The 25,017-nt window shown below is 63.8% G+C and carries 32 protein-coding genes, 1 pseudogene and 1 riboswitch; of the genes and pseudogenes, 16 read left to right on the top strand and 17 right to left on the bottom strand.

What is annotated here, in order from left to right; translation table 11 throughout:
- Nucleotides 1–107 precede the first annotated feature (107 nt).
- The 4 genes from NKI31_RS27555 to dinB all read right to left on the bottom strand — a co-directional run bounded on the left by NKI31_RS27555 (nucleotide 108) and on the right by dinB (nucleotide 2,144).
- A complete protein-coding gene (locus NKI31_RS27555) occupies nucleotides 108–206 on the bottom strand; it encodes a hypothetical protein (RefSeq protein WP_023684816.1) in 99 nt (32 codons plus the stop codon).
- Between the two features lie 59 nt (nucleotides 207–265).
- Nucleotides 266–364, bottom strand: a complete 99-nt coding sequence (locus tag NKI31_RS27550) for a hypothetical protein (protein ID WP_023670351.1) — start codon at nucleotides 362–364, stop codon at nucleotides 266–268.
- 198 nt (nucleotides 365–562) lie between these two features.
- A complete protein-coding gene (locus NKI31_RS27545; protein WP_352653056.1) occupies nucleotides 563–937 on the bottom strand; it encodes a DUF924 family protein in 375 nt (124 codons plus the stop codon).
- A complete protein-coding gene (gene dinB / locus NKI31_RS27540; protein ID WP_352653055.1) occupies nucleotides 903–2,144 on the bottom strand; it encodes a DNA polymerase IV in 1,242 nt (413 codons plus the stop codon). Before dinB ends, NKI31_RS27545 begins: the two co-directional genes overlap by 35 nt.
- A 233-nt stretch (nucleotides 2,145–2,377) precedes the next feature.
- Here dinB and NKI31_RS27535 point away from each other — a divergent pair, with 233 nt between their 5' ends.
- The 3 genes from NKI31_RS27535 to NKI31_RS27525 all read left to right on the top strand — a co-directional run bounded on the left by NKI31_RS27535 (nucleotide 2,378) and on the right by NKI31_RS27525 (nucleotide 3,665).
- The gene (locus NKI31_RS27535; RefSeq protein ID WP_023670353.1) at nucleotides 2,378–2,614 is read left to right on the top strand and encodes a hypothetical protein; all 237 of its coding nucleotides are present in this window, start codon (nucleotides 2,378–2,380) and stop codon (nucleotides 2,612–2,614) included.
- Between the two features lie 154 nt (nucleotides 2,615–2,768).
- Nucleotides 2,769–3,176: a heme-copper oxidase family protein gene (locus NKI31_RS27530; RefSeq protein WP_023749548.1), complete on the top strand. Its 408-nt coding sequence runs from the start codon at nucleotides 2,769–2,771 to the stop codon at nucleotides 3,174–3,176.
- A 267-nt stretch (nucleotides 3,177–3,443) separates the two neighbouring features.
- Complete coding sequence (locus NKI31_RS27525) at nucleotides 3,444–3,665, top strand: hypothetical protein (RefSeq protein WP_023670355.1); 222 nt, start codon at nucleotides 3,444–3,446, stop codon at nucleotides 3,663–3,665.
- Nucleotides 3,666–3,965: 300 nt separating this feature from the next.
- Here NKI31_RS27525 and NKI31_RS31875 read toward each other — a convergent pair.
- Both NKI31_RS31875 and NKI31_RS27515 read right to left on the bottom strand, forming a co-directional pair.
- Nucleotides 3,966–4,100: pseudogene (locus tag NKI31_RS31875) on the bottom strand (PRC-barrel domain containing protein); the annotation flags it as partial.
- Complete coding sequence (locus tag NKI31_RS27515; RefSeq protein WP_023740113.1) at nucleotides 4,067–4,396, bottom strand: hypothetical protein; 330 nt, start codon at nucleotides 4,394–4,396, stop codon at nucleotides 4,067–4,069. The pseudogene NKI31_RS31875 and the gene NKI31_RS27515, both read right to left, overlap by 34 nt.
- Before the next feature lie 160 nt (nucleotides 4,397–4,556).
- Between NKI31_RS27515 and NKI31_RS27510 the strand changes: the two genes are divergently transcribed.
- The 4 genes from NKI31_RS27510 to NKI31_RS27495 all read left to right on the top strand — a co-directional run bounded on the left by NKI31_RS27510 (nucleotide 4,557) and on the right by NKI31_RS27495 (nucleotide 6,177).
- Nucleotides 4,557–4,859: a hypothetical protein gene (locus tag NKI31_RS27510; RefSeq protein WP_352538142.1), complete on the top strand. Its 303-nt coding sequence runs from the start codon at nucleotides 4,557–4,559 to the stop codon at nucleotides 4,857–4,859.
- A gap of 342 nt (nucleotides 4,860–5,201) precedes the next feature.
- Nucleotides 5,202–5,531 (top strand): DUF1236 domain-containing protein, encoded by a 330-nt coding sequence (locus NKI31_RS27505; protein ID WP_023670359.1) that lies wholly within the window; start codon nucleotides 5,202–5,204, stop codon nucleotides 5,529–5,531.
- A 98-nt stretch (nucleotides 5,532–5,629) separates the two neighbouring features.
- Entirely contained in the window at nucleotides 5,630–5,845 is a 216-nt protein-coding gene (locus NKI31_RS27500) for a hypothetical protein (protein WP_023670360.1), read from the top strand.
- 92 nt (nucleotides 5,846–5,937) lie between these two features.
- Nucleotides 5,938–6,177, top strand: a complete 240-nt coding sequence (locus NKI31_RS27495; protein WP_023740111.1) for a DUF2934 domain-containing protein — start codon at nucleotides 5,938–5,940, stop codon at nucleotides 6,175–6,177.
- A gap of 160 nt (nucleotides 6,178–6,337) precedes the next feature.
- Here the strand turns inward: NKI31_RS27495 and NKI31_RS27490 are convergent, their stop codons facing one another.
- Both NKI31_RS27490 and NKI31_RS27485 read right to left on the bottom strand, forming a co-directional pair.
- Nucleotides 6,338–6,589: a hypothetical protein gene (locus NKI31_RS27490; protein ID WP_023684826.1), complete on the bottom strand. Its 252-nt coding sequence runs from the start codon at nucleotides 6,587–6,589 to the stop codon at nucleotides 6,338–6,340.
- Nucleotides 6,590–6,861: 272 nt separating this feature from the next.
- On the bottom strand, nucleotides 6,862–7,158 hold the full coding sequence (locus NKI31_RS27485; protein ID WP_352653054.1) for a GSU2403 family nucleotidyltransferase fold protein: 297 nt from the start codon (nucleotides 7,156–7,158) through the stop codon (nucleotides 6,862–6,864).
- Nucleotides 7,159–7,427: 269 nt separating this feature from the next.
- Nucleotides 7,428–7,540: riboswitch (TPP riboswitch) on the top strand.
- Here NKI31_RS27485 and NKI31_RS27480 point away from each other — a divergent pair.
- The 4 genes from NKI31_RS27480 (at nucleotide 7,531) to NKI31_RS27465 (ending at nucleotide 11,020) form a co-directional block, all read left to right on the top strand.
- Nucleotides 7,531–8,139 (top strand): YkoF family thiamine/hydroxymethylpyrimidine-binding protein, encoded by a 609-nt coding sequence (locus tag NKI31_RS27480; RefSeq protein ID WP_023730345.1) that lies wholly within the window; start codon nucleotides 7,531–7,533, stop codon nucleotides 8,137–8,139. (Overlaps the previous riboswitch by 10 nt.)
- A gap of 255 nt (nucleotides 8,140–8,394) precedes the next feature.
- Nucleotides 8,395–9,237: an ABC transporter permease gene (locus NKI31_RS27475; protein WP_023735462.1), complete on the top strand. Its 843-nt coding sequence runs from the start codon at nucleotides 8,395–8,397 to the stop codon at nucleotides 9,235–9,237.
- On the top strand, nucleotides 9,234–10,016 hold the full coding sequence (locus tag NKI31_RS27470; protein WP_023689010.1) for an ABC transporter ATP-binding protein: 783 nt from the start codon (nucleotides 9,234–9,236) through the stop codon (nucleotides 10,014–10,016). Before NKI31_RS27475 ends, NKI31_RS27470 begins: the two co-directional genes overlap by 4 nt.
- Nucleotides 10,013–11,020, top strand: coding sequence for an ABC transporter substrate-binding protein (locus NKI31_RS27465; protein ID WP_023689009.1), 1,008 nt, complete (start codon nucleotides 10,013–10,015; stop codon nucleotides 11,018–11,020). Before NKI31_RS27470 ends, NKI31_RS27465 begins: the two co-directional genes overlap by 4 nt.
- A gap of 172 nt (nucleotides 11,021–11,192) precedes the next feature.
- Here NKI31_RS27465 and NKI31_RS27460 read toward each other — a convergent pair whose 3' ends face one another.
- Nucleotides 11,193–11,855, bottom strand: a complete 663-nt coding sequence (locus NKI31_RS27460) for a LexA family transcriptional regulator (RefSeq protein WP_023727016.1) — start codon at nucleotides 11,853–11,855, stop codon at nucleotides 11,193–11,195.
- A gap of 260 nt (nucleotides 11,856–12,115) precedes the next feature.
- A complete protein-coding gene (locus NKI31_RS27455; RefSeq protein ID WP_023709399.1) occupies nucleotides 12,116–12,316 on the bottom strand; it encodes a hypothetical protein in 201 nt (66 codons plus the stop codon).
- An 80-nt stretch (nucleotides 12,317–12,396) separates the two neighbouring features.
- Here NKI31_RS27455 and NKI31_RS27450 point away from each other — a divergent pair, with 80 nt between their 5' ends.
- Both NKI31_RS27450 and NKI31_RS27445 read left to right on the top strand, forming a co-directional pair.
- Nucleotides 12,397–13,089 (top strand): GcrA cell cycle regulator, encoded by a 693-nt coding sequence (locus NKI31_RS27450; protein ID WP_352653053.1) that lies wholly within the window; start codon nucleotides 12,397–12,399, stop codon nucleotides 13,087–13,089.
- Between the two features lie 326 nt (nucleotides 13,090–13,415).
- Nucleotides 13,416–14,012, top strand: coding sequence for a DUF6456 domain-containing protein (locus NKI31_RS27445; protein WP_352497216.1), 597 nt, complete (start codon nucleotides 13,416–13,418; stop codon nucleotides 14,010–14,012).
- A 67-nt stretch (nucleotides 14,013–14,079) separates the two neighbouring features.
- Here the strand turns inward: NKI31_RS27445 and NKI31_RS27440 are convergent, their stop codons facing one another.
- Nucleotides 14,080–14,388 carry a hypothetical protein gene (locus NKI31_RS27440; protein ID WP_023672486.1) on the bottom strand — a complete coding sequence of 103 codons (309 nt, stop codon included), beginning with the start codon at nucleotides 14,386–14,388 and terminating at the stop codon, nucleotides 14,080–14,082.
- 203 nt (nucleotides 14,389–14,591) lie between these two features.
- Here NKI31_RS27440 and NKI31_RS27435 point away from each other — a divergent pair, with 203 nt between their 5' ends.
- Nucleotides 14,592–15,476: an NmrA family NAD(P)-binding protein gene (locus NKI31_RS27435; RefSeq protein WP_023814870.1), complete on the top strand. Its 885-nt coding sequence runs from the start codon at nucleotides 14,592–14,594 to the stop codon at nucleotides 15,474–15,476.
- 57 nt (nucleotides 15,477–15,533) lie between these two features.
- On the opposite strand, the gene NKI31_RS27430 is transcribed toward NKI31_RS27435, so the two are convergent.
- Both NKI31_RS27430 and NKI31_RS27425 read right to left on the bottom strand, forming a co-directional pair.
- Nucleotides 15,534–16,301, bottom strand: coding sequence for a COG3904 family protein (locus tag NKI31_RS27430; protein ID WP_156933462.1), 768 nt, complete (start codon nucleotides 16,299–16,301; stop codon nucleotides 15,534–15,536).
- A gap of 147 nt (nucleotides 16,302–16,448) precedes the next feature.
- Nucleotides 16,449–17,723 (bottom strand): DUF763 domain-containing protein, encoded by a 1,275-nt coding sequence (locus NKI31_RS27425; protein ID WP_023705161.1) that lies wholly within the window; start codon nucleotides 17,721–17,723, stop codon nucleotides 16,449–16,451.
- Between the two features lie 244 nt (nucleotides 17,724–17,967).
- Here NKI31_RS27425 and NKI31_RS27420 point away from each other — a divergent pair, with 244 nt between their 5' ends.
- Nucleotides 17,968–18,960 (top strand): HNH endonuclease, encoded by a 993-nt coding sequence (locus tag NKI31_RS27420; protein WP_023685451.1) that lies wholly within the window; start codon nucleotides 17,968–17,970, stop codon nucleotides 18,958–18,960.
- Between the two features lie 49 nt (nucleotides 18,961–19,009).
- Here the strand turns inward: NKI31_RS27420 and NKI31_RS27415 are convergent, their stop codons facing one another.
- Nucleotides 19,010–20,968: an acyltransferase family protein gene (locus NKI31_RS27415; RefSeq protein ID WP_352653052.1), complete on the bottom strand. Its 1,959-nt coding sequence runs from the start codon at nucleotides 20,966–20,968 to the stop codon at nucleotides 19,010–19,012.
- A gap of 461 nt (nucleotides 20,969–21,429) precedes the next feature.
- On the opposite strand from NKI31_RS27415, the gene NKI31_RS27410 reads away from it, so the two are divergent.
- Nucleotides 21,430–21,783 carry a cupin domain-containing protein gene (locus NKI31_RS27410; protein WP_023672492.1) on the top strand — a complete coding sequence of 118 codons (354 nt, stop codon included), beginning with the start codon at nucleotides 21,430–21,432 and terminating at the stop codon, nucleotides 21,781–21,783.
- Nucleotides 21,784–22,474: 691 nt separating this feature from the next.
- On the opposite strand, the gene NKI31_RS27405 is transcribed toward NKI31_RS27410, so the two are convergent.
- From NKI31_RS27405 to NKI31_RS27395, 3 genes are read right to left on the bottom strand one after another with little or no spacing between them, the layout of a single operon-like run.
- Complete coding sequence (locus NKI31_RS27405; RefSeq protein WP_023685454.1) at nucleotides 22,475–23,302, bottom strand: metal ABC transporter permease; 828 nt, start codon at nucleotides 23,300–23,302, stop codon at nucleotides 22,475–22,477.
- The gene (locus NKI31_RS27400) at nucleotides 23,286–24,080 is read right to left on the bottom strand and encodes a metal ABC transporter ATP-binding protein (RefSeq protein WP_352653051.1); all 795 of its coding nucleotides are present in this window, start codon (nucleotides 24,078–24,080) and stop codon (nucleotides 23,286–23,288) included. The genes NKI31_RS27405 and NKI31_RS27400 overlap by 17 nt, the downstream gene beginning before the upstream one ends.
- A gap of 26 nt (nucleotides 24,081–24,106) precedes the next feature.
- Nucleotides 24,107–24,988: a metal ABC transporter solute-binding protein, Zn/Mn family gene (locus NKI31_RS27395; RefSeq protein ID WP_352653050.1), complete on the bottom strand. Its 882-nt coding sequence runs from the start codon at nucleotides 24,986–24,988 to the stop codon at nucleotides 24,107–24,109.
- Between the last annotated feature and the right edge of the window lie 29 nt (nucleotides 24,989–25,017).

The raw sequence follows: 25,017 nt of genomic DNA, 5'->3' as shown, positions 1-25,017 counted from the left end.
TGACCAGCACCGGTTTCAGATAGGTTTTCTTCATTTTCCACTCTCCACGTCGGGCACCCAAAGCCCTGTTCCCGGCCAGACGGCACGAGGCGTCGGATAATCGGCTGCTAGACTGCGACCGGCCCGGAGCCGTTACCATTGTCGGCTGTAACCTGCGAGAGCTTGCCCTTCTTGACCAGCACCGGCTTCGAATAGGTCTTCTTCATGCCGCATCTCCAGTGTCAGGCGAGGCCGCCAGATCAGGCGACAGTCCGACTCAACGACCTCACTCGATCGGGCCGGAACCCGCTCCATTGGCGAGCGCCGTAACCTGCGAAAGCTTGCCTTTTTTGACCAGAACAGGCTTCGAATAGGTTTTCTTCATAGTGAATCCTCCAAGCTTACGCGATAATGCCAGACGGATGGGCACTGTCAACCTTCGCGGCGCCGTCGTCCCGTCCCGGGTTTCTTGGTCCCGATGCACTAGATCATGATGAGATTTGGTTGCAATCTCATCATGATCTAACCCTTTGTTGCAGCATGATCTTTTCCAAAAACCGGACCCGCTTTTTGGGATCATGCTCTAACCCGCAAATCCACCTTCATCGAGAAAGCGTTGTTCTTGGGCGTGCATGGCGCGGCCGAGGATCGGGTTGCGGTGCGGAAAACGTCCGAAACGGCGGATGATGTCGCGGTGATGTTCGGCCCGCTTCAGGTCGGACGGGCCGATGTCGCGCGACAGCGCCACCGAGCGGTCCTGGTCGGCAATCGCTTCGGAATGCGCGAAGGGCAGCCCGAAGAACAGCCGCAGCGAGGGATCGACCATCCGCTGGAACCCGGCATCGATCGCCTCAGTAGCGATCGCGCGGGCAGCGCTATCTTCGGGTGCGGCGTAAGCATTGGCCTGGCCGTCGCGGCGGCCCTCAAAGCTCCTTTTCCGCCAGTTCGCGGAAGGCATCGGGAACCGAGCGCCGGGCTTCCAGCGCCACGGCGCCATAGCCGACAGCCTCTCTGCCAAAGCGCTGGCGGATCTTGTCGATGGCGCGGTCGGCGCCAAAGCGCGCCAGGCCTTGCCTGCTGCCGGGTCGCTGCTTTTCATCGGCAAGCCCGAGCGGCAGCTCCAGCTGCAGCTCGGCACTTTCTTCCAGCTGCGACACCGAGATCGCCAGCAGCGAGATGGTCTTCTCCCGAGGGTTGGCGGCCAGCACGCCGCGCACCAGCTCCCCGGCGATTTCGGCCAGCATCGCGGTTGCCGAAATCGGCTGATCGAGCGTCAGCGAGCGTGTGACGGCGTGCAGATCGGCGAAACGCACGCGCACCGTCACCGTGCGCCCGGGCCGTGATTTGGCCCTGAGCCGGCTGGCGACCCGGTCTGCCAGATGCAGCAGCACGGGTCCGAAGATACGCGCTTCGGCCGGCCGTCTGCCAAGCGCCGACTGCGCGCCGGCGGAATGCGACCGCCTGTGGGTTTCGAGCTTTCGCGGGTCGCGGTTCCATGCCAGCGACGCCAGCTTTTCGCCGGCGGCGGGCCCGAGCAACCTTCGCAGCGCCCCGCTATGCGTCTTTGCCAACTGGCCGATGGTCTCGATGCCGATCTCGGCCAGCCGCGCTCTGGTCGCCGGGCCGACGCCCCACATCAGGCCGACCGGCAGATCATGCAGGAAGGCAAGTTCGGTGTTCGGATCGACCACCACTAGGCCGTCGGGCTTGGCCACCTGCGAGGCGATCTTGGCCAGATGCTTGGTGCGCGCCACGCCGATCGAGATCGGCAGGCCGAGCTCTGCCCGGACGCGCCGACGCACCGTGGCGGCGATCTCGGCCGGCGGTCCGAACAGATGCGTGCAGCCGGCCACATCGGCAAAGGCTTCATCGATGGAAATCCGCTCGACCAGCGGCGTGAAATCGTCGAGCACCTTGATGGCGGCGTCGCCCAGCCGCTGATAGTCGGCGAAATGGCCGCCGACGAAGATCAGTCCGGGGCAAAGCTCGCGCGCGCGTCGTCCGGGCATGCCGCCGCGCACGCCGAAAGCCCTGGCTTCGTAGGAAGCGGCAAGCACGACGCCGCCGCCGACGGCGATCGGCTTGCCCCTGAGCGCCGGGTCGAGCAGCTGCTCGACCGAGGCGTAGAAGGCGTCGAGATCCGCATGCAGGATGGTGGGCTCCATCCCGACCGTTCCCTTTGCGGCGTTGCAGCATTAGCCGCGTCTGTTGTGAGAGGCGTTTTTGCCGAACAAATAGAGAACAAACAGGGCCTATTGTCAAGCGAAGCGGTTGTCGCCGGCCGGCCCGTTCCAGGTCGGGCTGTCGAGTGCTCCGCCTGGGCATCGGACCTGCGGAACATTGTCTCTCGCCTCGGCGTTCATATCCGCGACGGGACGCTGTTTTTGTGGAGGCCGGTATGGGCCAGTTCGAGATGATCGACCTCGTCAGCGTCATTGACGCCTGCACGAGCGATCGCGTTGCCGGGCACTGCGTGTCAATGGCCAGGGCGGTGGAGGAGTTGCGAGTGCTGACCGGTGATTTCGTATCGCCGGACGAGACGGTGGCCAACGCGCTGTCGGCAGTGGCGCTGGGGCGCGGCTGCGCGGTGGTGTTCGACGAGCGAGCGGGCGCCGACATCTTGCTGACGCCGTAGCGCGGCGGCGCCGGGTTGTGGCAGCCAGAAAAGTCGAACAGCGTGCAAAAAGCTGTGCAGGCATGGCCCCATAACCGGGGCGTGGAAAAGTTCTGCGCGTGGGTGTATTCTCCAGGTCGCAAGCGGTCGCAGACCGCATAGGGGGAGAAATGACATGCCGAGGGTTTCAGAACTCTTTTTCAAAACTGCCATCTTGTTCCTGATGTTGGGGATTGCGGCCGGCCTGCAGATGGCGATCTCGGGTGACCACGCCGCTTTTCCGGCGCACGCGCATATCAATCTGCTCGGTTGGGTGACGAGCGCCATCTTCGGCGGCTACTACGCGCTCAATCCGCAAAAGGCGGCGCGTCGCATCGCCATGATCCACTACGGGCTCTACACACTCGGCCTGGTGATCATGCTGCCGGCGCTGTATGTGATGCTGCAGGGAAACCCGGCGCTTGAACCGATCGTCGCCGGCGGCTCGGTCATTATCGCCGCTGCCGTTCTGGTTTTTGCTTTCGTGGTGTTTTCGCCCGAAACGGCGCGCTCGGTGTCCGGCGTGGTTCCGGCCTCTCGCTGACTGTTCGCGCGCGGCGATCAAAGTCCCGACCCGCATTCGCGACCCGCGACACGGGTTGGCCAGGCCGATGGCCGCAGCCGCTGGCTGCGGTGTCTATCGCCGCGTCGGCGCTTAACATACCCGAGTCCCACCACGTATTATTTCGTGACTATTTGGCGCCGGAACCTTCCCAGATATCGCGCGTTGCGGCGACTGTATTCGCGCTGCCTTATATATAGGCAGACTTGAGTACGTCCACAGCATGGGTTGGGGGAGGAGCAGGCCACCATGTCGAACAGAGAAATCGGAACGTCGGCCTCACTGGGCCGACGCATCGCCGATCTGAAAGCCAGGATGCGAGACGCCAGCGTTACTGAACACGAGATGCAGACCTTCCAGAAGGTCGCGGCCATCATGGGGGGTGTCGAAGGCTCCCTACGCCTCGACGCCGACGACCTGATCGCGGCGTCCTTCGTCACCGAGGCGCTCGGCGATCCCGGGTCGAACTGAAGGTCAGAGCCCGTCGGCACTCAAGTGCCGGCGGGCGATGGCCCGGTTCGCAGCGTTGCGATGCTGGAGCGTGTCTGCGCCGCCCGCGGCGGGGATATCTTGCGCACTTTGAAGATTCAGGCGAGCGGCCTCAACGGCGCTTGAGATATTGGGCTTCGCGTTCGTGCTTCTCGGCTGCCTCGCGGCTGTCGAACGTGCCGAGATTGCGTCGCCGCCGGCCCTTGACCACAAGGGCTAAATTTAACCAAACCGCCAAGGCGCCTTAAACGAAGGATCAGACCAGCCGGATCCTTCGAAATATCAATCGCGATGCTCCGGCATCGCCTTCAGCTCATCCTTGGTCCAACTGGTGACGGCGTGGACGTCCCGGGAAACCTCTCGAAAGTCCGCGGTCGCTGCCCTTACACCTCGTCGAACGGGCCGCCGCGCCTCGCCAGGTCGTGACCAATGGCGGCTTCCTCGGCGTCGTCGGGCAAGGCATCGTCACTGTCCTGGTAGGGGTTGTCGTCATCCTCCTCGGGCAGTTCGCCTTCCTTCTCGACTCCGGTGGTGTCCGGCAGGCTTTCCTCATCTGCTCCGTCGGGCAGGACCGTTGCGCCACGCAGCGCATCCCAATCCTGCCGGCGCGGCGTCGGCGCCTCCACCTCGTCATTGGCGATCGTGTCGCGGGCATCGTTTTTGCTCGGTGGCGCCTCGACCTCGTCATTGGGTTTTCTGTTTCGTTCTTCCATGATTGCCTCCTCTGGGCGGCTTTGCGTCGAGAAGGTGGAACTCACTTCCGGCTGTCAGGTTCCGGCAACCACTCCATCTCCGTGGAACCAATTGCCGCCAGTCTGCTTTGCCAAGGACTAGTCTGTTTTGCCAAGGAGATGAATCCAGAGGAGCTGGACCATGAAGACTTTCCCCCTCATCCCATGCGTGCTGCTCTTGGCGCTGGCCGACCCGGCGGCTGCGCAGGACAATGGCGACCGGAACGGCCCTGCCGCGCCTTGCCAGGCGCAGCCTCAGGACGATGCTCGGAAGCCGCCGGTCGCCAATGGCGGTGGCGAATCGACCAGCACGCTCGGTCCCTGCGGCGGCGTGCTGCAGCCGCCGCCCAGTGGTGACCAGGGTATGACGCAGCCGCCGCCGGACCAGGGCAAGACGCCGGTGATCAAGCCTGGCGAGGTGCCTGCGCAGCCGCCGAAGCAATGACCTTTGCTTGAAACTTCACGGCGTGGCACGAAGGCGGTCGGTTCCGGTCTTGGCCGGGCGACGCGGTCACCGGATCAATGCCGGCGCCGGCCGCGATCGCCACCGGAATTTGGAGCCGTGCATCGTCCACGTCGAAGGTCTCCTGAGGGATTGTGCTTCAATGCGAATCTTGCGGGTGCGGGTTCTGCTGGCATGACCGGGAAGCCGATCAATTTAGTCTCCGCTTGCGGAACAAGACCGTACCGGCTGCGTTTGCCTCCAGGAGCCCGCCACCTCGATCTGCGCTGTTTTCGCCTCATGCGGGAACACGGCGGAGCTCGCCAACAACGACAGGAGACGAAGATGAAAACCATCCTTATTCCCGCCGTCGCCGGGCTCGCCATGATCGCTGGTATCGGCATTGCCGCCGCCGACGAGGTCATCGTCACGCAGCCGGCACAGCAGCAGGTGATCATCACCCCGGAACAGCGCACGGTCGTGCACCAGTACGTAAAGAAACATCCGCTTGCCTCGGTCAATCTGCTCGGCGTCGAATTGAATGTCGGCACTGCCTTGCCTGACACTGTCGAGCTGCAGGAGGTTCCCGACGTTCAGTACAGATACGCCGTCGTCGACAACCATACCGTGTTGGTCGACCCCAGCACGCGCAGGATTGTCGAGGTGGTCGAGTAACGCTCGACAACCTAACCATTCATCGGTGATACGGCCCTGTCGTTCTTCCCAAAAGGGCGGCAGGGCCGAATGACGAACATGATGAAAGGAGAATTGCCATGTTGCCGCATGTCGAGACCCCGAACTCCGCCAATGTTGCGGCGTGTTGCGACAAGTTGCTGGCCGAGCGCAACACGGCGCTGTTATCGATGAAGGAAGCGATCGCGCTCCTGCGGGAGCGCACCGGCACCGATCGTTCGGATGCCGACCTCGCGGGGCTGATCGTCAAGAAAGCGGCGCTGCTCGGCGTTGCGGTGATTTCCGACCCGCGCTGAGATGTCTCGTCACTCAAGACGCCGGCCGAATTTTCGGCTAATGTTTTCGTGGAATCTGGACCAACCGACCGGACCCAACCACGGAGGCTTAAGTGACGGACGACAAACAGGACCGCATTCGCCAGCGCGCGCACGAGATTTGGGAAAAGGCCGGCCGGCCTGAAGGCGCGCATCAGGAACACTGGGAGCAGGCCACGGCTGAAGTCGATGGCGCGGTCGCCAAGCCAAAAAAGGCGGCGAAGAAAGCTGACGCCAAGCCCGCCAAGGCAGCCGCCAAGTCAAAGGCAGCGAAGCCTGCCGCCGCAAAGTCCGGCAAAGCCAAATCGAAATAAGGCCAAGTTGAAACAAGGCCAGTCGAAATAAAGCAAGGCCGGAATTAGCTGGCCGGGCCATCCTTGGCGCCCGCCGTTCAGGCGCGCCCGAGCCTCTCAACCTGACGAATTGCGCCTGCGACGGGCAGCGCAATTCCTTGTGTTTGGCGACAGCCGCCCCTCATGCCTCCCAGGCATAACTCGACAGCGCAAAGCGAATCCCGGCAGCTGTCATAGCCAGTTCGCATTCGGTGATCTGGCGCAGGTGGCGCAGATAGCGCGTTACAGTCTGTGGCAGCCAGCCGGCGCAGGCCTCGACATAGGCGCGGCTGTGAACAAGGGTGCCGGTCGACAGCCTCTCGTCCTTCTCGGCAACGACTTTCAGATATTGGCGGATGAAGCGGATGTCGTCGGCGATGTCCTGGCTGGCCATTCGCCAGGCCCCGGCGAGGCGTTGGCACTGATCGAATGACAAGGGCAACAAAGGGGGCGGCAATAAAGGCGGCGGCAACGACGGAGATGACGGCAAAGGACGAGAGAGATCGGCGAAGGCAACATGGTTCGCTGTGCTCAAGGACATTCCTCTCTGCGAAAAGAGATATCGTACTTTATGTACGAATAAGCGTCAAGCCAATTTCGTACAGTTGGGACGATGACAATGAATATAGCAGCGGTCGCTTCAGCTAATCACGTATCGAGAATCCTTCAGGACTCGCACCAATTTCGCGGAGGGATTCCCAGGATGGTGTTGACTGTTTCCCTCGTGTCGGCGTCGAACAGGTTCAGGCCGCGCCGGATCGTCTCGCGCCAGTTTTCGCCCTTGTCCCACGCTTCCATGAAGGCGAAGGCAAGGTCGTCCTGGCGACGTGTGGCTTCGAGCGCTTGGGTCAGCAGGCGCGCTTGATGGAGATCCTTCTCCCGCTTGGCGCCAGCGCTCGGCCCGCGTCGCGAGGCGACGATCAGCTTGTGGATGGCGTAGCGCTGGGGCGAGGGGACCAGCACAGGCAAGCCCTAGCGACGCAGCAGCACAGTTCGGGGATAAGGAAATGCAGAAACCGTAAGGGCTGCGCGGAGGCTCTGCCGTTTTCTTATAATTACGTTTATCAGCTTGAATTTCAACGCAGTTATAAGAAATTCGTGGAAACCTTATAACGCAACGAACTGACGAGTCGCTCTGAACGCCCGGGCGCCCGGCCCGTCTGGCCCAAAACACTTTGCCGCAGTGCCTTCAACAAACGGCTTCCCCAATGTCGCGAACAATGCTTTAACCCGCTCATCCACAGGGGTGCTCCGTATCGTCGGGGCTGAGATGAGGGCGGCAAGCCTTCGGACCCTAAAGCTGATCTGGATAATACCAGCGGAGCGAGGCGGGCGATGTTTTCAGGCGCACAGATTTCCCTTTATCCCATGACCGACGATTTCGTCGGCGTCATCCTTGGCGCGCTCGGCGCGCTCGATCCGTGGCGCGACCGGCTGCGGATCGAAACCGACGACATCTCGACGCTTATGGTCGGGCCGCCCGAGGTGCTGTTTCCCGCCATGCGCGACCTGTTCGTCGCGGCGGCCAGAAGCGGCAAGCACTGCGTGCTTTCGGCAGCGGTCTCGCGCGGCTGTCCGGGCGAGCCCGACGATCCGATCTGCCGCTCCGACGAGACCGGCGGCCCCGCCATTCCGCTGGACGAGCGCAAGATCGCCGCGATCCGCGCTGTCCAGGCCACGCCGTCGACCGGCCAGCCGGTGGCGGCGCAGTTCTCGCTCTACGTTATGGGCACGGGCGACCATATGGACGAGATCTATGGCTGCATCGATTTCCTGAAGCAGTCCGGCGTCTTTGAACGCTCAAAGAACTTCTGCACCAAACTGCGCGGCGATGCCGGTGCGGTGTTTGCCACGCTCAACGAGGCCTTCTGCCGCTTCGGCCCCGGCGCCGGCCACGTCACCCTCGACATCACGATTTCGGCGAACAGCCCGAGCGGGGTCTGAGCCGCGGCTCAAGCGTCGTTCCTCGAGGATGTTGCCGTGGCTGGTTTATCTGACCCATTGCGTGGAGGAGATGCCTCTGACCCCTCAGCACAAAGAGGAGGGGAGCCATTGGCGATTGGCGAAGACCGCGATGCCCACGAATCTCCCCCCTCGAGCAGGAGATGGCCGGCAGGCCAGAGGGGGTCCCAGCGCGTGGAGCGCCGACGTCCTTTTCGCATCGGCAAGGCGTGGGCGCTCTATGCGAGACGACCCCCTCTGTCGCCTTCGGCGACATCTCCCCCTCGAGGGGGGAGATTAGCCGCAGCCATCGCCAAGACCATCCCCGCCGCCTGCGCCTCCGCCCTGCTCCTCGCGGCGTGGGAGCTCTACGCCCGCTATGGTGGCGCTGCGCCCACCATGCTGCCGGCGCCGTCGCGCGTGCTGCAGCAGGCCTGGGAGCATCGCGCTGCCCTTGCCGACAACACGCTGCCCACCATCCGCGCCACATCAGCCGGCTTCGCCTGCTCGTTGGTCGCTGCCTTCGTGCTTTCGGCGGTGGTCGATTTCTTGGCCCCGCTGCGCCGCGCGCTGTTTCCGCTGCTGATTGTCAGCCAGACCTTGCCGCTGGTCGCGATTGCGCCGCTCATCGTACTGTGGTTCGGCTTCGGGCTGATGCCAAAAATCTTGCTTGTGGCGCTCGTTACCTTCTTCCCGATGATGGTGGCGCTGGTCGAGGGTTTTGCCGCGACCAGCAAGGCGATTTCGCAGATGCTCGCCACCATGGGGGCAGGGCGCTGGCGCATCTTCTGGCTGGCGCGCCTGCCTTCGGCGCTGCCCTATTTCTTCGCCGGGCTGCGCATCTCCATCACCTACGCCGTCGTCGGCGCGATCTTCGCCGAATATGCGGGGGCGGCGAAGGGGCTGGGCATCTACATGCTCAATGCCAAGAACAACTTTCGGCCCGATCTGGTGCTCGCCGCGGTCGCCGTCAGCGCCGCGCTCACGCTTGTCTTGTTCGCCATTGCGGTGCTCGTCCAGCGCTTCGCCATGCCTTGGGAGAATGCAGGGAGCGAAAGCCGCGACGGCAAGGTTGAAGCTGCAGAAGAGAACCGTCAATGACGCGGCTCGAACTCCGGGACATCAGGAAGAACTTCGGCGCGCTTGAGGTGCTCGCCGGCATTTCGCTTCATGTCGCGGCCGGCGAGTTCGTCTCCATCCTCGGCCCTTCCGGCGCCGGCAAGTCGACGCTGTTCCAGTTGCTGACCGGCGCGCTGAAAGGCGAGGGCGACATGCGCTTCGACGGCGCGCCATTGCAGGGCAGCCCCTTCGCCTTCATGCCGCAGCGCGACGCGCTGATGCCGTGGCGGCGCGTCATCGACAATGTGACGCTGGGGCTGGAAGTGCAGGGTCTTGGCCGCAAGGCGGCGCGCGAACGCGTCGCGCCGTTGTTCGCTGAGTTCGGCCTTGCCGGTTTCGAGCGCGCCTGGCCGGCCGAGCTTTCCGGCGGCATGCGCCAGCGCGCCGCCCTTTTGCGCACCGTGGTGCAGCAGCGCGACATGCTGCTGCTCGACGAGCCCTTTGGCGCGCTGGATGCACTGACCCGCGCGGGTATGCAGCGCTGGCTGGAAGGCATGTGGCAGCGCCAACGCTGGACGGCGCTGCTGATCACCCATGACGTGCGCGAAGCCGTCTACCTCTCCGATCGCATCTATCTGATGTCGGCGCGGCCGGCCCGCATCATCGGCGAGATTGCCGTGCCGCTGCCGCGCCCGCGCACCACCGGCAGCGATGCCGCGCGCCAGGCCGCCGCGCTCGAAGCCGACATCCTCGACACGCTGCTCAATCCCGGGACTGACCGGCCCTCGTTCCCGCAGACCGCTCAAAGGAGTTTTTCATGACCGAATTCACACGCCGGCAGGCTTTGCTGCTGACGCTGGCTGCCGGACTGCCGCTTGCCTCTCGCGCTCATGCGGCTACGCAAAAAATCACCGTCGCGCTCGACTGGACGGTCAACACCAACCATGTCGGCCTGTTCGTTGCCCGCGACAAAGGGTTCTACCACGAGGTCGGGCTCGATGTTGAGATCCTGCCCTATGGCGATACTGGCGGCGGCACGCTGGTCGCCAACCGCATCGCCGATTTCGGCATTGCCGGCGTCGGCCTGTTCACCCAGCGGGCTGCCGGCGCCGATCTCAAGGCGGTCTACGCCGTGGTCCAGCAGGAGACCGGCCGGTTGGTCTTCAACGCGGATCGCGGCGAGATCAAGAGTCCCAGGAATCTCGACGGTCTGACCTATGGCGGCTTCGGCAGCGCCTGGGAAAACACGCTGATCTCGACCATCATCCGCCACGATGGCGGCAAGGGCGTTTTCGAGACGGTGACATTAGGCACCTCGGCCTATGAGGCGCTGGCCAACGGCTCGGTCGACTTCACGCTGGAGGTCTCGACCTGGGAAGGCGTCGCTGCCGAGCTGAAAGGCGTCAGGCAGCGCGGCTTCCGCTACGCCGACTACGGCGTGCCCGACGAGCACACTACCTTGATCGCCTCCAGCAATGCCTATCTCCAGGCAAACCCGAAGGCCGCATCGGCCTTCGTCGAGGCAACGCGGCGCGGCTACCAATTTGCCTGCGATCACCCGCAGGAAGCCGGCGATCTGCTGATGGCTTCCAACAAGGATGCGCTGACCGACCCGGCGCTGATCCACGCTTCGCTGAAGATGCTCGTCGACGGGCATTTCTTGCGCAGCCAGGACGGCGTCATCGGCACCATCGACAGGGCCAAGATCGAGGCGATCGGTACCTACCTCTTCAGGGCCGGCATATTGCTCGATGGCGATGGCAAGGCTCTGAAGGAGAAGCCGGATTTCGGGGGGTATTTTACGAACGAGTTTTTGGGAGCGTAATCTCCCCCCTCGAGGGGGAGATGTCGCCGAAGGCGACAGAGGGGGTCGGTACGTCCTGACGCGACTTCCTATCGCGGACAGAGGACGTCAGCGCCTTACGCGCGGCGACCCCCTCTGGCCTGCCGGCCATCTCCCCCTCGAGGGGGGAGATTGCGCCTCACCGCCTTCTCCCTCACATATCGATCATCGAGCGCTTCACCCGGCCGATGATGGTGATGGCGCCTTCGAGCGCCGGCGGCGGGATGTCCATGTAGGAGGCCGGCTGGAAGGGCGGGTTCTCGTTGGGGCGATAGCGCTTGTAGGTGGCCTGGCCGCTTTCGTCCGAAATGACATAGCAGCCATTGGTCACCAGCCGCTTGTCCCTGAGGTTGACGAAGATGATCGAATCCGGTGGCGAGATCTTGTTCATCGACGGGCCGTCGACGCGCAGCGCAATCCATTGGCCCTGCTCCAGATCGGTGGTGGGGATGGTCGGATAGTCGCTGAGATTGACCACCGTATCCTGGCTGCCGAGTTCGCCGGCGCTGATCCACGAGACGATGGGCACATCGACGGTGGCCAGCGACGGCATCGGGATCTGCCGGCCCGACTCGTCAAAGCCGAAATGGCCCCCCGCAAGGCTGCCGCCGTCACCGTTGAACAAGAGCCAGCCGGGATCGACGCCGAACAGGCGGCCGTATTTCTCCGCCGCCTTGCGCGACAGCGGCCGGTTACCGTTCTCGTGACTGATCAGCGTGTTCTTGTTGATGTCGCGCAATGCCCGCGCAGCGTCGCTCGGCGAGGCATAGCCCGCCTCCGCCCGCGCCTGCTGCAATCTGTGCCTCGGTTCCTGCATCGTACAAATTGCCTGAAATTTATCGTCCAATATGTACGATTTCGCTTGCGTACGTTTCGTACGTATCGTACGCTTAGCGCATGATCGAACAAATCGCAAGCGTTTCCGCAGACATCCTCAGCTTTCTCCCATCGTCCGGGCTGTCCTCCTCCCCGGTCCGGACGCAAACCGGGGCTTCTGCCCCGGATCCGGTCGAACCGTCGTCCCCCCGATCGACCGGAACGGCCGGAGCCGCTCCTCTCCCGGCTCCGGCCACCTCTTCAGCCCATGGCGCCGCCGGTGCGCCAAGGGCTGTCTCCGGCGGGCAGGGTATTTCCTGCATCCGCACGGAAGATGGCACCGTCATCCTGTTCGACCGGCTGACGGGCAGGGCGGTTTCCGCCCTCACCAAAGCGGCCGCCGAAGCCGCCTTGCGGCATCTCGCCGGCTCGCTGCCGGCCGCCAGTATCGGCTGACCGCACCGACCATCCGCTCTGATTTTTTCCCGTGGGCCCCCGGGGCCGGCGCTCGGCCTTTGCGCGCGCAATCAATGGATACCGACATGACTGCCTATACCGACACCGAATTGCAGGAGATCGCCGTCTGGCTGAGGGATGGCCTGTCGGCCACAGGGATCGCCGTCCGCTTCACGGCGCTGCGCGGCAGTCCGGTCTCGCGCAATGCCATCATCGGCATCGTCCACCGCAACAGCGCGTTGAAGACCATCGGCTGCGCCAACCCCAGAGGCGGCAGGTCCGGCGGCCGACCGAGGAAGAATGCGACGGGGAAGACTGCGGCAAACGAGAATACCGCCAAGAGGAATCCGCCGGCGCAGCCAAGCAAGCCCGTAACGGAAGTAGGAGTTTCGAAGCAGGCCGCGCCGGTCAAACCGGCCGCCAAACCGAGCCGTCAGCCATCGGCCAGGCCTCTGTTGCCAGCCCGTCCGGCGCCCTCGATCCCGGGCGAAGGACGGCTGGTGGTGGACGGCGAAATCTACCGCTTCAATGTGCCGGCGCCGCGCCCTGCCTCGCTCGGGCGTCAGCCGCATGTCGCCGCCATGCGCTTCATCGACTGCCTGTTCGACCGCTGCCGCGCGCCGCTCGACCTGACGCTGGAGGAAGACCCCGACAACGATGCTCCCGGCAGTCGGCCGGGGCTCGAGATGCTGTGCTGCGGCCTGCGCACAAGGGCGCTGAAAAGCTACTGCGAATATCATCAGACGCGTTTCCACCGACCTGTGGCGGAGGTGGTGTGAGCGGCTGGGCTCCGTTCCTCGCCTCCGGACGACCCCACCAATGATCGAAAGCCGGCGGGACAGCGCCCCCCTCTGTCCTGCCGGACGTTCGTCGCTCGGAAAGCCAAGCAATTGGCTTTCCGTCCGCTTCGCGGACCACTCCTCAACCCCCACGAGGGGGGCGATCGGATATCGCCGCCGATTTCGCCAATTGCCAACGTTGCAGAGGCGCAGCCGCCGAAACTGCCAATCTCCCCCTCGTGGGGGAGATGCCCGGCAGGGCAGAGGGGGGCGCGAAGGAACGCCAACCTTCCGGCTCAACAACCCAATCCCACAAGGATCCTCCGATGAGCAAAAAAACCGCGCAGAAACGGCAGCCACCAAAACTCCCCACAGGCGAAGCCGAGCAGGTGCGCATCCGCCGCGAGATCGGCCATGATTTCGCGCTGAAGGACGATCGCTTCGGCCGCAAGCGGTTGAGCGTCGGCACCGAAGAGGCGCGGCGCGTCTACGAGGTCTCCAATGACGGCTACACCGCGACCGGCGGCATCGTGCGGGTGCGCAATGTCGATCCGCTGGTCGGCATCACCTCACTGACCCGCCAGCAGCGTGAGGCCGGCCAGCGGTTTCGCGACGATTTCGAGCGCGCCTCGCGTGACGGGCTGCGGCCGATGCCGTGGGAAGAGCGCATTGACGGCGGCCGCATCAATGGCGGCATCCCCGACCGCGTGCTCAACGCCGGCCGCGCCCACACCCATGCCATCGCCGCCATGGCCCACTGGGAAGTGGCGGAGGTGGTTCGCAAAATCTGCCTCGAAGGCCAGTCGGTGAAGGCGCTCGCCGAACGCACCGGCGAGGGACGAGATGTGGTGGTGAAGCTGTTGAAGGTCGGGCTCGACCTTTTGGCCGTTGATTACGGGATGATGATGCGGAAGCCGCGATAAGGCCGGCAGCCGCGTAGTGAAGCGGCCGGCCGGCAGATGCCGGCCGAACCGGTTTCACCCTATCGGATCACCGTTCGCAAACGCGAATTTCCTCGACGATCCTGTGATGATGGCGCCAATGCTTGACCAACTCTATGCGGCAATGGCGATGGTGCCTGTGATACCTGTGGTACCTGAAGCCGTTATCGTAGGCATTATACTGGTAGTAAGGGCGAGGAGCGTAGCGATCGTAATAGTCGCCATAGCTGTCATTGTAGTCATCGTCATAGTAGCCGTTGCCGATGCCGATCACGACGCGCCCGCCGGCATTCGCCGGAGCGATCATCGCCGCCGCCGCAGTGATAGCGATAGCCGAAGCAAGCAGGAGCTTTCTCATAGCTGCCTCCTATTCAAGGTTGCGCTAATATAACTCGCTGGACACGACCTCGTTCCATAATTTTGCAAGATGCGAACGACCCCTGCGCCGTGCATTGCGAGGAAAGTCAGCGTCACCTCCTGTCAGCATCGTCCCCCGATTTTTGAACCCTTCGCCGCCCCAGCCATTAATCCGGCATGAATCAGCAAGGGAAGGACGAGACCATGCATGTCATTCTTGGAGGTACCGGCCATGTCGGCTCGGCGGCGGCAATGGCGCTGTTGCGGCAGGGCGAGGATGTCACGGTGGTGACGCGCGACGAGTCGAAGGCCGCATGGTTGGTTGAACAGGGCGCGGAGGCCGCGGTTGCCGATGTGCTCGATGTCGAGGCGCTGCGTGAAGTCTTGCGGCGCGGCAAGCGGGCGTTTCTGCTCAACCCGCCGGCCGATCCATCGACCGACACCGACGCCGAGGAGCGCAAGACGGTTGGCGCCATTGCGACGGCACTGGAGGGGTCCGGCCTCGAAAAAGTGGTAGCGGAATCGACCTATGGCGCGCAGGCCGGCGAGGGTGTCGGCGATCTCACCGTCCTTTACGGCCTCGAGCAGAAGCTGAAGGCCCAGGCCATTCCGGCAAGCATCAACCGCGCCGCCTATTACATGAGCAACTGGGATCAGGCCCTGGAGACGGCGCGGCGCGACGGCGTCATCACCTCCTTCTTCCCGGCGGATTTCGAGCTGCCGATGGTGGCGCCGCAGGATCTCGGCGAGGCTGCGGCGAGACGTCTGCTGGAGCCGGCGGACAAGACCGGCACGCACTATATCGAGGGTCCTCGGCGCTACTCCGCCGCCGATGTCGCCGCAGCCTTCAGTGCGGCGTTGCGCAAAAACGTGCGCGTGGTCACGGTGCCGCGGGAGCGCTGGACAGAAACCTACGAAAAACTAGGCTTCTCCAAAGCGGCGGCCGAGTCCTATGCCCGCATGACCGGGGCCACGCTGGACAAGCCGATGCAGCCGGAAAACCCGGAGCGCGGCACGACCAGCCTGGAAAGCTATATTGCTGCGCTCATCGAGGGCCGGCCGGAAGACCTGTTGAAGGGCGCAGCGTAAAGTGAAGGGTTGCTGTTGAGAAACAGGCGCTTCGACGACCTACGTGGCCCGCTATTCCTATTGCCTGACCGTTCGGCAGTTGCCCGCCGGCGGCGTGGTCTTGCAGATATCGATGGAGGTGCGCGTGTCGCCGTGACCGGTTTCGGTTATCAGATTCAGGTCCAAAAGTTCGTATGTCACGAGGTATCGTATGCTGTCGTCGGGTATTTTTTGCATGGCCGATACGATCCACGAACCTGCTTTCATCTCGGTGAAATAGCTGTCGACCTTGCGTTCATACCATTTGGGTATCGGAACGAGGACGATGGTCTTCTTGCCGTGGATTTTCTTGGCGGTCGGCAGCATGATCCGGTGAATGCCGACAAAGGCGCGGCTGTCTGCCAGGCGCCGTACGCCGCCCGCAAGAACCATCGTACAAGCTGACGAACAGACTGCGCCGACGGGGTTGGCGACGCCGAAGCGGAGGTCGCCCGGCCCGCAGGCTTTTGTGTCTGGCGCGCATTCGGAGAACTCCGTCTTGCCAACCATCGTGTCGAGCCCGCTGGCGCGGATCATATGGCCAAGCGCCATCGCCGCATCGGTCTCGCCGCCCGGGGAATTCAACGCCAAAGGCAATTTGCGGGGGCCGAGTTTTTTCAGCAAGGCCTTCAGCAAAGCTGGCGTGCCGGCCACGATGTGACCTTCCGCCGAAATCCATTCCGGGCATGTCGGCTCGCATCCTGGCGTGCTGTTGCGTACAACGACGAAGTGCATCGGCGGTGTATATGCCAGTATGGCAGGCTCAGGCGTCGTTTGGGCGATCGCGCCGCCAATCGCCAGCAGCACGAAAACCAACGTCCATGCGAATGTCTTCATGCCGAGCCTCGCCTGGCAGAGCATCACTTGAGAAATGGGTCTTTGCAAGCATTATCAAAACAAGCCGAGCACGTGTTTCTATCGGCCGCGCACTATCTCTGCATGATGGACAGGCAGCTACTGGCGGCCCCTGTCTGAACCGTCGTCGCTTTCCGCCGCCCCCTCCCACCCAAACACACTGCGCCCGCCAAGCAGATGCGACTGGTCGAACTCGCCGGCGACGATCTCCTTAAGGCTTGGCCCGGTGACGTAGCGCTCCAGCCGACGCGACTCGCCATCCAGCCGCTTCAGCGCGCCGAGCTCTTCCTCGCGGCCGAGCTTGGCCTTGCCGACGGCCGATTTCAGCACCGCGATCGTCTCGTCATAGACTTTCAGCGGCACCGGGAAGGGGTGGCGGTCCTTGCCGCCATGGGCGAGCGAGAAGCGCGCCGGATCGGAGAAGCGGCAGGGCGCGCCGTGCACAACTTCCGCCACCATGGCCAGCGCTCGCACGGTGCGCGCGCCGACGCCGGGCACCAACAGCAGTTCGGGAAAATCGGCCGGCCCGCTTTCGATGGCGGCCGAAATGTTGCCGTGCAGCCGGTGCATGACGATGTCGCTCTCGCGCACGTCATGATGCGCCGGCATCACCAGATTGGGCAGCATCGGCTGCGCCGGCGGTTTCGCGGGCGCCGCTTTCGGCGGCGGCTCCAGCACGGCAAGCTCGTCAAGGATCCGCTCCGGGCTCATGGTCTTCAACAGGTCGAGCTGTCCGGTCCGCGACGGCTCGGCGCGATGGTCGGTGAGGTTGACGATCTCGCCCTGCCGCTCACCCTCGATCGCCGCGTGCGGCTGGTCGACGAAGCTGGTCAGCCCTTCGGACAGCCAGTGATAGCGCCGCGCCTGGCGGCTGTCGCCGTTCATCCCTTGCTGCACCACCACCCAGCGGCTGTCGTCGGTGACGATGAAGCCGTGCAGATAGAGGTCGAAACCGTCCTGCACGGCCGCGCTGTCGACCTTGGCGACCAGGCGGCTGGCCGTGGCGAGCGCCGCGCCATCGATGCCGACGCGCTCACCGATTGCCGCCAGCTCCTGCGGCGTCTTGCGCGAATGCGCGCCGCGCCCGCCGCAGACATGGATGCCGAGCTCGCGCGACATCGGGTTCAGTCCGCGCTTCAGCGCGCCGACGACCGAGGTGGTGATGCCCGAGGAGTGCCAGTCCATGCCCATGACGGCGCCGAAGGACTGGAACCAGAACGGATGCGCCAGCCGCCGCAACAGCTCGTCGCGGCCATAATGATGGATGATCGCCTCGCACAGCACCGCGCCCAGCCGCGTCATGCGATCGCCCAGCCATTTCGGCACCCGCCCGCCATGCAGCGGCAAGTCCGCACTGCCGCTTCGCTGCGTCAAGTGAAAGCTCCGTGGCTAAGGCGCACCGGCGGTGCGCCTGTGATCTAGATGGCATTTGGGGGGCGATTTGCAAGTGGGGTGGGGGCGGCGACTATCGTCGCCCTACGCTCTTCTTGGCGTCTCGCCGAAAGATGCAGTTACGCCGCCTGTCGCACCTGGCAATAAGGTCGGCTCCATGCTTGTAGGCGAGACAGGTCTCGAATAGAGCTTACCCAGCCGACGGCAACTATTAAAATCAAAAACGATGTCGCAATTCTGGTGGGTAAATCACAGTCAGACCGCCTGCCAAGAGATCGACGGGCAATATCTCTGGTCGCCCAAAACTCAGAAGAATGGGGCACGCAGCGAGTTCTACAAAAATATGCGTCGGGCGACACCTGGTGACCTCGTGTTGTCTTTTTTCGGTCAAGCCGTGCGCTATATTGGTCGGGTAGCGGAGTTTGCATTCACAGCACCGAAACCACCGGAGTTCAAGAACACTGGAGCCAATTGGAACGAGGAAGGTTGGCTTCTCCCGGTGTATTGGGCGCCGCTCCTGCCGACGGTGCGCCCGTCGGACATAATTGGCGAATTGGGTCCGCTTCTGCCTGCCCGATACTCGCCCATCGACCCAAACTCCGGATCAGGCCGTCAAAACGCCTATCTCGCGAGCGTATCGCAAGAGGTGTTTCACACAATTGTCGCGGGTACAGCTTTCGACCGCGAAGCTTTGAGGCGTGGTGGCGCAAACAGTCTCACTTTCGAAGTCGTCAATGAAATTTTAGAGGACGTCGTTGAGCGCCGTATCCGAGACGACCTCCAACTCGAGGACACTGTAAAGACGAGCGTCATTCAAGCTCGTCGCGGCCAAGGTAAATTTCGTTCCAATGTCGAAGCCATGGAGCGCTCGTGCCGACTCACAGGGGTCACCAATCCCTCGTTGCTGATTGCAAGCCACATCAAGCCTTGGCGCCTATGCGCTTCCGCGCAGGAGCGCTTGGACGGCATGAACGGGCTGCTCCTCACGCCTGATGCCGACCACCTCTTTGACCGTGGCTTCATCAGTTTTGAAGATAGCGGGCAGGTCCTCATATCCCAGCGCGTCGACAAGACTGATTTGCGGCGGCTCGGATTCGAGCAATTGGTGATGCAGAGTTTCGGCTTTGCCGAAGCCCCCGCCGTCTGGCGCACTAGCACCTTCACCCCGCCGCAGCAGGCTTACCTCGCTCACCATCGAGAGGATGTGTTTGTGGCATAGCTCGCATCAACTGAGCGTCAGCCGTCAGGTCCCCCTACCTCGCCGCCCCCTAAAACACCGCCTTCTCCAAGAGCGGCTCCAGTGATTCAGCAAATGGCGTCGCCAGGTGGTGCCGGTCGCGGAAGGCGAGTTGGCCGTTGATGAACACGTGGCAGGTTTGGGCGTCGCAGAACTGGCTGGTCAGGTCGACATAGGTGGCGCCGGGCACGCTGCGCACGACGTCGCGCTCGGCCGCGGCGATGTCGTCGTTCGCCGCCGCGTCCCTCGGCGTGTCGCAGACTTCAGGCACCTGCCCGCGCCACAGCGCCCGCGCCACGCATTTGTCGGCATAGCTTCCATTGTAGGGAACGTCCCGGATTACCGCGACCTTGATCCCGGCCCGGCTGAATGCCGCCAGCGTCCAGCGCAGGCCGGTCTTCCACTCCTCGTTCCCATCGGCGTGCTTCAGTTCCTCGGGCGATTCCTTCATCACATTGCCGATCGAAAATTCCGAGATCACCACCATGTGCGGGTGCAACGCGATAATGTCCTTGACCGATTGCTCCCGCCACTGGTCGCATTCGGTGTAGTCGCGCTTCAGCCGCCAGTTCCAGGTCGTCACCCGCGAGGCACGGCAGGACGATTTGAGATAGGTGACGAGGCGATAGTTGTTCTTGGCCGCCGCCTCGATCAGCGGCGTCGACCAGTGGTCGGCATGCGAATCGCCGAACAGCGCAATCGAGCGCGGGGCGTCCTTGTTGCCGAACACGCAGGCCTTCGGCGTCACCGTCTCAAAGGAAAGAATACAGCCGGCCGCGCGCGCCGTGGAAGGCTGCGCGGCGCTGGCGGCAATGCTGCGCTGCTCAGGGTCCAGATCGTGGACGGCCAGCCTGGCATTGGCATATGCGGCTGCGACGCTGGTGCCGGTCAGGAGGACGGCCGGCACCAGCGCCCGCGCCGCACTGGCCATCAGCCAGCCATTGCGACGGATCGGGTTCTCGATGACATGATAGGTGAAGACCGACAGCGCCAAAGTGAGCGCCAGGCAGGCGAGGCGTCCGAGCGGCGACAGCTCGGGCACCACCATCGTGGCATAGACGATCACCGGCCAGTGCCAGAGATAGAGCGAGTAGGAGAGTTTGCCGACCCATTGCAGGGGCGGCAGCGCCAGTGCCGCGCTCGGGCTTTTCTCAGCGCTCTGCCCTTGCTGCGCATGCGCTGAACCGGCGAGCAGCAACAGCACTGTGCCGGCCACCGGCACCAGGGCGAGGAAGCCGGGGAAGGGGGCTTCCTCGCTGAAGGAGAGATAGGCGCCGGCGATCAGCGCCAGGCCGAGCCACGCCAGCGGCGCGGCGAGCCGCGGGCGGTTTTGCCAGACTTGTTGCGGCACCATGCTGGCCAGCCCGCCGGCGGCGAACTCCCAGACGCGCAGCGGCGAGAAGTAGAAGGCCCAGGGCTGTGAGACCGTGGTGAGCCAGGCGCAGACGGCGAACGAGACGAGACCGGCAATGCCGATCACCAGGATCGCGCCGCGCTTGCCGGGGCGCAGCCATGCCGCCAGTGCAAGCAGCGCCGGCCAGGCGAGATAGAACTGCTCCTCCACCGACAGCGACCAGAAATGGACAAACGGGTTGCTGGCCGCATCTGCGGCGAAATAGTCGAACAACCAGCGGATCAGCCACAGATTGATCATGTAGGCCGAGGCGAACATGGCGCCCCTGGAATAGAGCGATTGTTCCTCCGGCGACAGGATGAAGGCGCCGGCCACCAGCGTGGCGAGAATGACGAACAGCGACGCCGGCAACAGCCGCCGCGCGCGCCTCGCGTAGAAGCGCCACAGGTTGAGCCGCCTGGTCTCGGTGATTTCGGCAAGCAGGTGTTTTGTGATCAGATAGCCCGAGATGACGAAGAAGATGTCGACGCCGGTAAAGCCGCCGGGCAGGCCGGTGAAGCCGAAATGAAAGGCGATCACGCCTGCCACCGCCAAGGCACGCAGTCCTTCGATATCGGGCCGGAACGATGCTGACACGATTTGCCACCTCGTGCTGGTGCATGACCCCGCCTCGGCGAGTAACGATCGCGCCGGGATCATACGTGCGGCAGCTTTGCGCCCAACGGGACACGGCGCTGCAACCGTTCACAGTCGGACCAAGACTCCGCCCTATGGGTCGATATCGCAATGCAACAAATCTAACGCAGTGCAACATTGGAGGAGGCGACGCCGCTGATCTCCCCCCTTGAGGGGGAGATGGCCGGCAGGCCAGAGGGGGTCGGTTCGACCGGACTCGGCCCAATCCTGCAAGTGAAGGCAGGCGCTCCACGCGCGGCGACCCCCTCTGTCGCCTTCGGCGACATCTCCCCCTCGATGGGGGAGATTAGGTCCCCGCCTCCTTCGCCAAATCTCCGACATCCGGGGTCGGCCCTTGCGTTGCCCCCGTCACACGCATCGGCTATCCAACCGGCAGCCATGCAATTCAAACGGAGCCTCCCATGACCAACACCACCATTTTCAAATTCGGCGCTGTCGAGCATGCCGAGGGCGGCGACTTACCGGGCTGGATCGTTGTGGCGGGCCGGCCGACCATGCAGACCGCCGTGCAGCACACCACCGCCGACGGCAAGGTGCTGTCGGGCACCTGGCGGGCCTCGCCCGGCACTTATCACGCCACCTACACCGACTATGAGTTCGTGCACATGATCGCCGGCCGCATCATCATCACGCCCGATGGCGGCACGCCGGTCGAGGTCGGTCCGGGCGATGCGTTCGTGGTCGAAGCCGATTTCAAGGGCACCTGGCAGATCATCGAGCCGGTAACCAAGCACTTCGTCGTCAAGCTTGCTTGATCGACGTCGTCAGGCTTGCCTGATCGGTGCCGATACACCTCGGCCGGCGCGGTTCATTGCCAGCGTCCCCCTCGCCCAGCAGGGGAGGGGGACGTAGCGAAGCGAATATCGGTTAAGAGGGCGTCACCTCGTTCGCTTCGAACCGATGCGGATCGAAAAGCTGAGACGATGGCGTTCTGCGGAGCCTGGTCGAGAGAACGCAGGCCAGGACTGCTGCCGGGTCGCCGGCGCGTCAGCCAAGAGCGAGCGGCGCACTTCGAGAGTGCATGCCGCCCGTCCGGCGCCGGGCCGTCAATGCTGTTGTTACGAAACCCCCCAGCCCCGTCTCAACCGCCACGGCCATGGCGTGACCCATGGCTTGCTATACGCATGCAGCACCGCGGTCTGTCAACGCCGCCCGCGATGGCCGCGGGGGGTCGCCTTTGCACCTCCCGGCCAGCTTCCAACCGGCCGCGCGGACGCCATTCGCCGCTGCAAAATGCGCTTGAAATGGCGGTTTTCCGGATTTTCCGGCCGCTCAGGAGCGGACCTTTGGCGCGACAGAGGTCGCGATCTAGCGATTGAATGAATTTGTCTTTCGCGGCTGAAACGTTTCAGGAGCCGGATTGTAGACCTGACTTTTTTTGGGTGTATTTCCCTAACGTCAGTTTTGCACCCCAGCCGACCCGATCGACCCGCCGGAGGGCAAGCCTCAGGGGCCGGCGTCGGCGCTCTGAGTCTCTCGGACCGACGGGCGCCGGACCATGCCGCTGACGACATAGGCCGCCGCGCCCAGCGCCGTGATCCAGAAGCTCGTCGGCCAGTCGGTCAGGAAGGCTAGCGTCAGGCTGATCCAGGCGATGATCACGGCAAGCGCGATGGACGTCAGCACGCCGGCTCCGACGCCGCTGGTAAGCCTGAGCGCGGTGGCTGCAGGCGCCACCATCAGCGCGAAGACGAGCAGCACGCCGACGATCTGCACCGCCTCGGACGTGGCGACGGCGACCAGCACCATGAACAGGGTCGAGACAAGAGTGAGCGGCACGCCGCGCGCTTCGGCGAGTTCCGGCTGCAGGCTGGCGAACAGCAGCGGGCGCGCGATCAGCAAAAGCGCGACAAGGATCGCCACCGCCAGCACCGCAAGCACGATAACGGTGCGCAGGCTGATGCCCAGCACATTGCCGAACAGCACGTTGGTCGCCTGCGAGGCGAAGGCGGTGTAGAAATGCAGAAACAGCAAGCCCAGGCCGAGCGACAGCGTCAAAACGATGCCGATGGCGACGTCGCGATGCGCGCGTTCGCCGAGCAGGCCGATGCCGATGCCGGCGGCGACGGTGAACACGGTGAGGCCGAGAAACGGCGACAGCCCGATCAGGCCGGCGCCGGTGGCCCCGGGAAAGCCGACATGGGAGAGCGCATGGCCGGCGAAGGTCTGGCCCCGGAGCACGAGGAAATAGCCGACCGCGCCCGAAACGATGCCGACGATGGTGCAGGCATAGAAGGCGTTGCGCATGAATTCATAGTCAAAGATCGTGGACATGCGCCCCGCTCTCCAGTTCGACATCGTCGGCCATGACGAAGATGCGGCCGGCAACCCGCACCACATTGATATGCGTGCCGTAGAGTTTCGACAGCACCGGACCGCTGACGACCTCGTCGACGGAGCCGATCGCCGCCTTGCGGTTGCCGAGATAGAGCACGCGGTCGACGGCGCGCAGCAGCGGGTTGATCTCGTGCGAGCAGAACAGCACGGCAATGCCGAGCCGTTCGCCGATCTGATGCACCAGGTCGATGATCGCGCGCTGATGGCCCGCATCGAGGCTGATCAGCGGCTCGTCGAGCAAAAGCAGTTGCGGATTGCCGATCAACGATTGCGCGATCAGGATGCGCTGGCGCTCGCCACCGGAAAGCTCGCCCAGCGGCCGCCGCGCAAGGTCGCCGGCGCCCACCTCTTCAAGAGCCTTCCACGCCGCCTCCTTCTCGGCAGCCGATGCGACGGGCCAGCCCCAGCGATGCCCGCCGGCGGCACTCAGCACGAAGTCGAGGCCGCTGACGCCGACGTCGCCAAGCGCGCGCCGCGCCTGCGGCATATAGCCGATGTCGGCGTTGCCGCGCGTCGGCGATTTGCCAAGCACCGAAATGGCGCCGCCGGCCGGCTTGATCAGGCCGAGAATGGCGCGCAGCATCGTCGTCTTGCCGGCTCCATTGGCGCCGAGCAGGCCGACAAAGGCGCCTTGCGGAATCGAAAAGGAGACGTCGGATAAAACCCGGCGTCCCCCATAGGTCAGCGTGACCTTGTCGAATTCGATTGCGTTCATTTAGTCACATTCATTCGCAGTCACATTCATTGTGTGCGGGCGGCGAGCGCCTTCTGGACCGCGTCGATCTGGCCGCCGAACCAGGTCTGGATCGTCTGGCCCGCCGGTTCCGTCTCGGTGACGCCGATGACCGTGACCTTGTTCTGCCTGGCGATGTCGAGCAGCCTTGTCGTTGCCTCGTCGGTCACCTGCGAATTGTAGAACAGGATCTTGGCCGAGCCGTCCTTCAGGCTGTTTTCGAACGCCGCCACCTGCGTGGCGCTCGGCTCCGCATCGTTCATCAAAGCCACCTGGAAATCGTAGTTCAGCATCTTGAGACCGAGCGCTTCCGCCATGTAGCCGAAGACCGGCTCGGTAGCCGTCACCTCGGTGCCGGCATAGGTGTTCTTGACGTCGGTGATTTCCTTGTCAATGGCCTCGAGCGAGGTCTGGAATGCCTTCAGGTTCGCCTCATAATACACGGCATTGGCCGGATCGCGCTTGGCAAGGTCGGCGCTCAGCGCCTTGGCGATGGCCGGCAGCGTCGCCGGGTCGTACCACAGATGCGGGTTGTCGCCCGACTTCTTGCCGATCAGGTCGGCGGCGACGATGGTCGTGCGATCCTTGGCTGTCGAGGCCGACAGCAGCTTGTCCATCCACGGATCGTAGTCGGCGCCGTTATAGATGACGATCTTGGCGTCGGCGATGGTGCGCGCCGTCGACGGGCTGGTCTCGAACAGATGCGGATCGTCATCGGGATTGGCCAGGATGCTGGTGACGGTGACGTTGCTGCCGCCGATCTGGCGGGCAAGGTCGCCATAGAAATTCTCGGCCGCCACGATGGTCAGCTTGTCTTCGGCGCGGGCAGCCGTGCCGGTCAAAAGCGGCACCGCGACGAGCAGCGCGGCGAGAAAGGGAATGCGACGCATCCGTGGTCTCCTTGCAGTCTGAAATGTAT

This window comes from Mesorhizobium sp. M0659 (assembly GCF_040320605.1).
Lineage (GTDB): Bacteria > Pseudomonadota > Alphaproteobacteria > Rhizobiales > Rhizobiaceae > Mesorhizobium.
The sequence above is the reverse complement of the archived record's forward strand: the minus strand, read 5'-3'. Positions and strand labels throughout refer to the sequence as shown.

Bases quoted from the DNA above. Each gene is read 5' to 3' on its own strand.
- NKI31_RS27555 (WP_023684816.1), bottom strand. From the start codon at position 206: ATGAAGAAGACCTATTCGAAGCCGGTGCTGGTCAAGAAGGGCAAGCTC.
- NKI31_RS27550 (WP_023670351.1), bottom strand. From the start codon at position 364: ATGAAGAAAACCTATTCGAAGCCTGTTCTGGTCAAAAAAGGCAAGCTT.
- NKI31_RS27545 (WP_352653056.1), bottom strand. From the start codon at position 937: ATGCCTTCCGCGAACTGGCGGAAAAGGAGCTTTGAGGGCCGCCGCGAC.
- dinB (WP_352653055.1), bottom strand. From the start codon at position 2,144: ATGGAGCCCACCATCCTGCATGCGGATCTCGACGCCTTCTACGCCTCG.
- NKI31_RS27535 (WP_023670353.1), top strand. From the start codon at position 2,378: ATGGGCCAGTTCGAGATGATCGACCTCGTCAGCGTCATTGACGCCTGC.
- NKI31_RS27530 (WP_023749548.1), top strand. From the start codon at position 2,769: ATGCCGAGGGTTTCAGAACTCTTTTTCAAAACTGCCATCTTGTTCCTG.
- NKI31_RS27525 (WP_023670355.1), top strand. From the start codon at position 3,444: ATGTCGAACAGAGAAATCGGAACGTCGGCCTCACTGGGCCGACGCATC.
- NKI31_RS27515 (WP_023740113.1), bottom strand. From the start codon at position 4,396: ATGGAAGAACGAAACAGAAAACCCAATGACGAGGTCGAGGCGCCACCG.
- NKI31_RS27510 (WP_352538142.1), top strand. From the start codon at position 4,557: ATGAAGACTTTCCCCCTCATCCCATGCGTGCTGCTCTTGGCGCTGGCC.
- NKI31_RS27505 (WP_023670359.1), top strand. From the start codon at position 5,202: ATGAAAACCATCCTTATTCCCGCCGTCGCCGGGCTCGCCATGATCGCT.
- NKI31_RS27500 (WP_023670360.1), top strand. From the start codon at position 5,630: ATGTTGCCGCATGTCGAGACCCCGAACTCCGCCAATGTTGCGGCGTGT.
- NKI31_RS27490 (WP_023684826.1), bottom strand. From the start codon at position 6,589: ATGGCCAGCCAGGACATCGCCGACGACATCCGCTTCATCCGCCAATAT.
- NKI31_RS27480 (WP_023730345.1), top strand. From the start codon at position 7,531: ATGTTTTCAGGCGCACAGATTTCCCTTTATCCCATGACCGACGATTTC.
- NKI31_RS27470 (WP_023689010.1), top strand. From the start codon at position 9,234: ATGACGCGGCTCGAACTCCGGGACATCAGGAAGAACTTCGGCGCGCTT.
- NKI31_RS27465 (WP_023689009.1), top strand. From the start codon at position 10,013: ATGACCGAATTCACACGCCGGCAGGCTTTGCTGCTGACGCTGGCTGCC.
- NKI31_RS27460 (WP_023727016.1), bottom strand. From the start codon at position 11,855: ATGCAGGAACCGAGGCACAGATTGCAGCAGGCGCGGGCGGAGGCGGGC.
- NKI31_RS27450 (WP_352653053.1), top strand. From the start codon at position 12,397: ATGACTGCCTATACCGACACCGAATTGCAGGAGATCGCCGTCTGGCTG.
- NKI31_RS27445 (WP_352497216.1), top strand. From the start codon at position 13,416: ATGAGCAAAAAAACCGCGCAGAAACGGCAGCCACCAAAACTCCCCACA.
- NKI31_RS27440 (WP_023672486.1), bottom strand. From the start codon at position 14,388: ATGAGAAAGCTCCTGCTTGCTTCGGCTATCGCTATCACTGCGGCGGCG.
- NKI31_RS27435 (WP_023814870.1), top strand. From the start codon at position 14,592: ATGCATGTCATTCTTGGAGGTACCGGCCATGTCGGCTCGGCGGCGGCA.
- NKI31_RS27420 (WP_023685451.1), top strand. From the start codon at position 17,968: ATGTCGCAATTCTGGTGGGTAAATCACAGTCAGACCGCCTGCCAAGAG.
- NKI31_RS27410 (WP_023672492.1), top strand. From the start codon at position 21,430: ATGACCAACACCACCATTTTCAAATTCGGCGCTGTCGAGCATGCCGAG.
- NKI31_RS27405 (WP_023685454.1), bottom strand. From the start codon at position 23,302: ATGTCCACGATCTTTGACTATGAATTCATGCGCAACGCCTTCTATGCC.
- NKI31_RS27400 (WP_352653051.1), bottom strand. From the start codon at position 24,080: ATGAACGCAATCGAATTCGACAAGGTCACGCTGACCTATGGGGGACGC.
- NKI31_RS27395 (WP_352653050.1), bottom strand. From the start codon at position 24,988: ATGCGTCGCATTCCCTTTCTCGCCGCGCTGCTCGTCGCGGTGCCGCTT.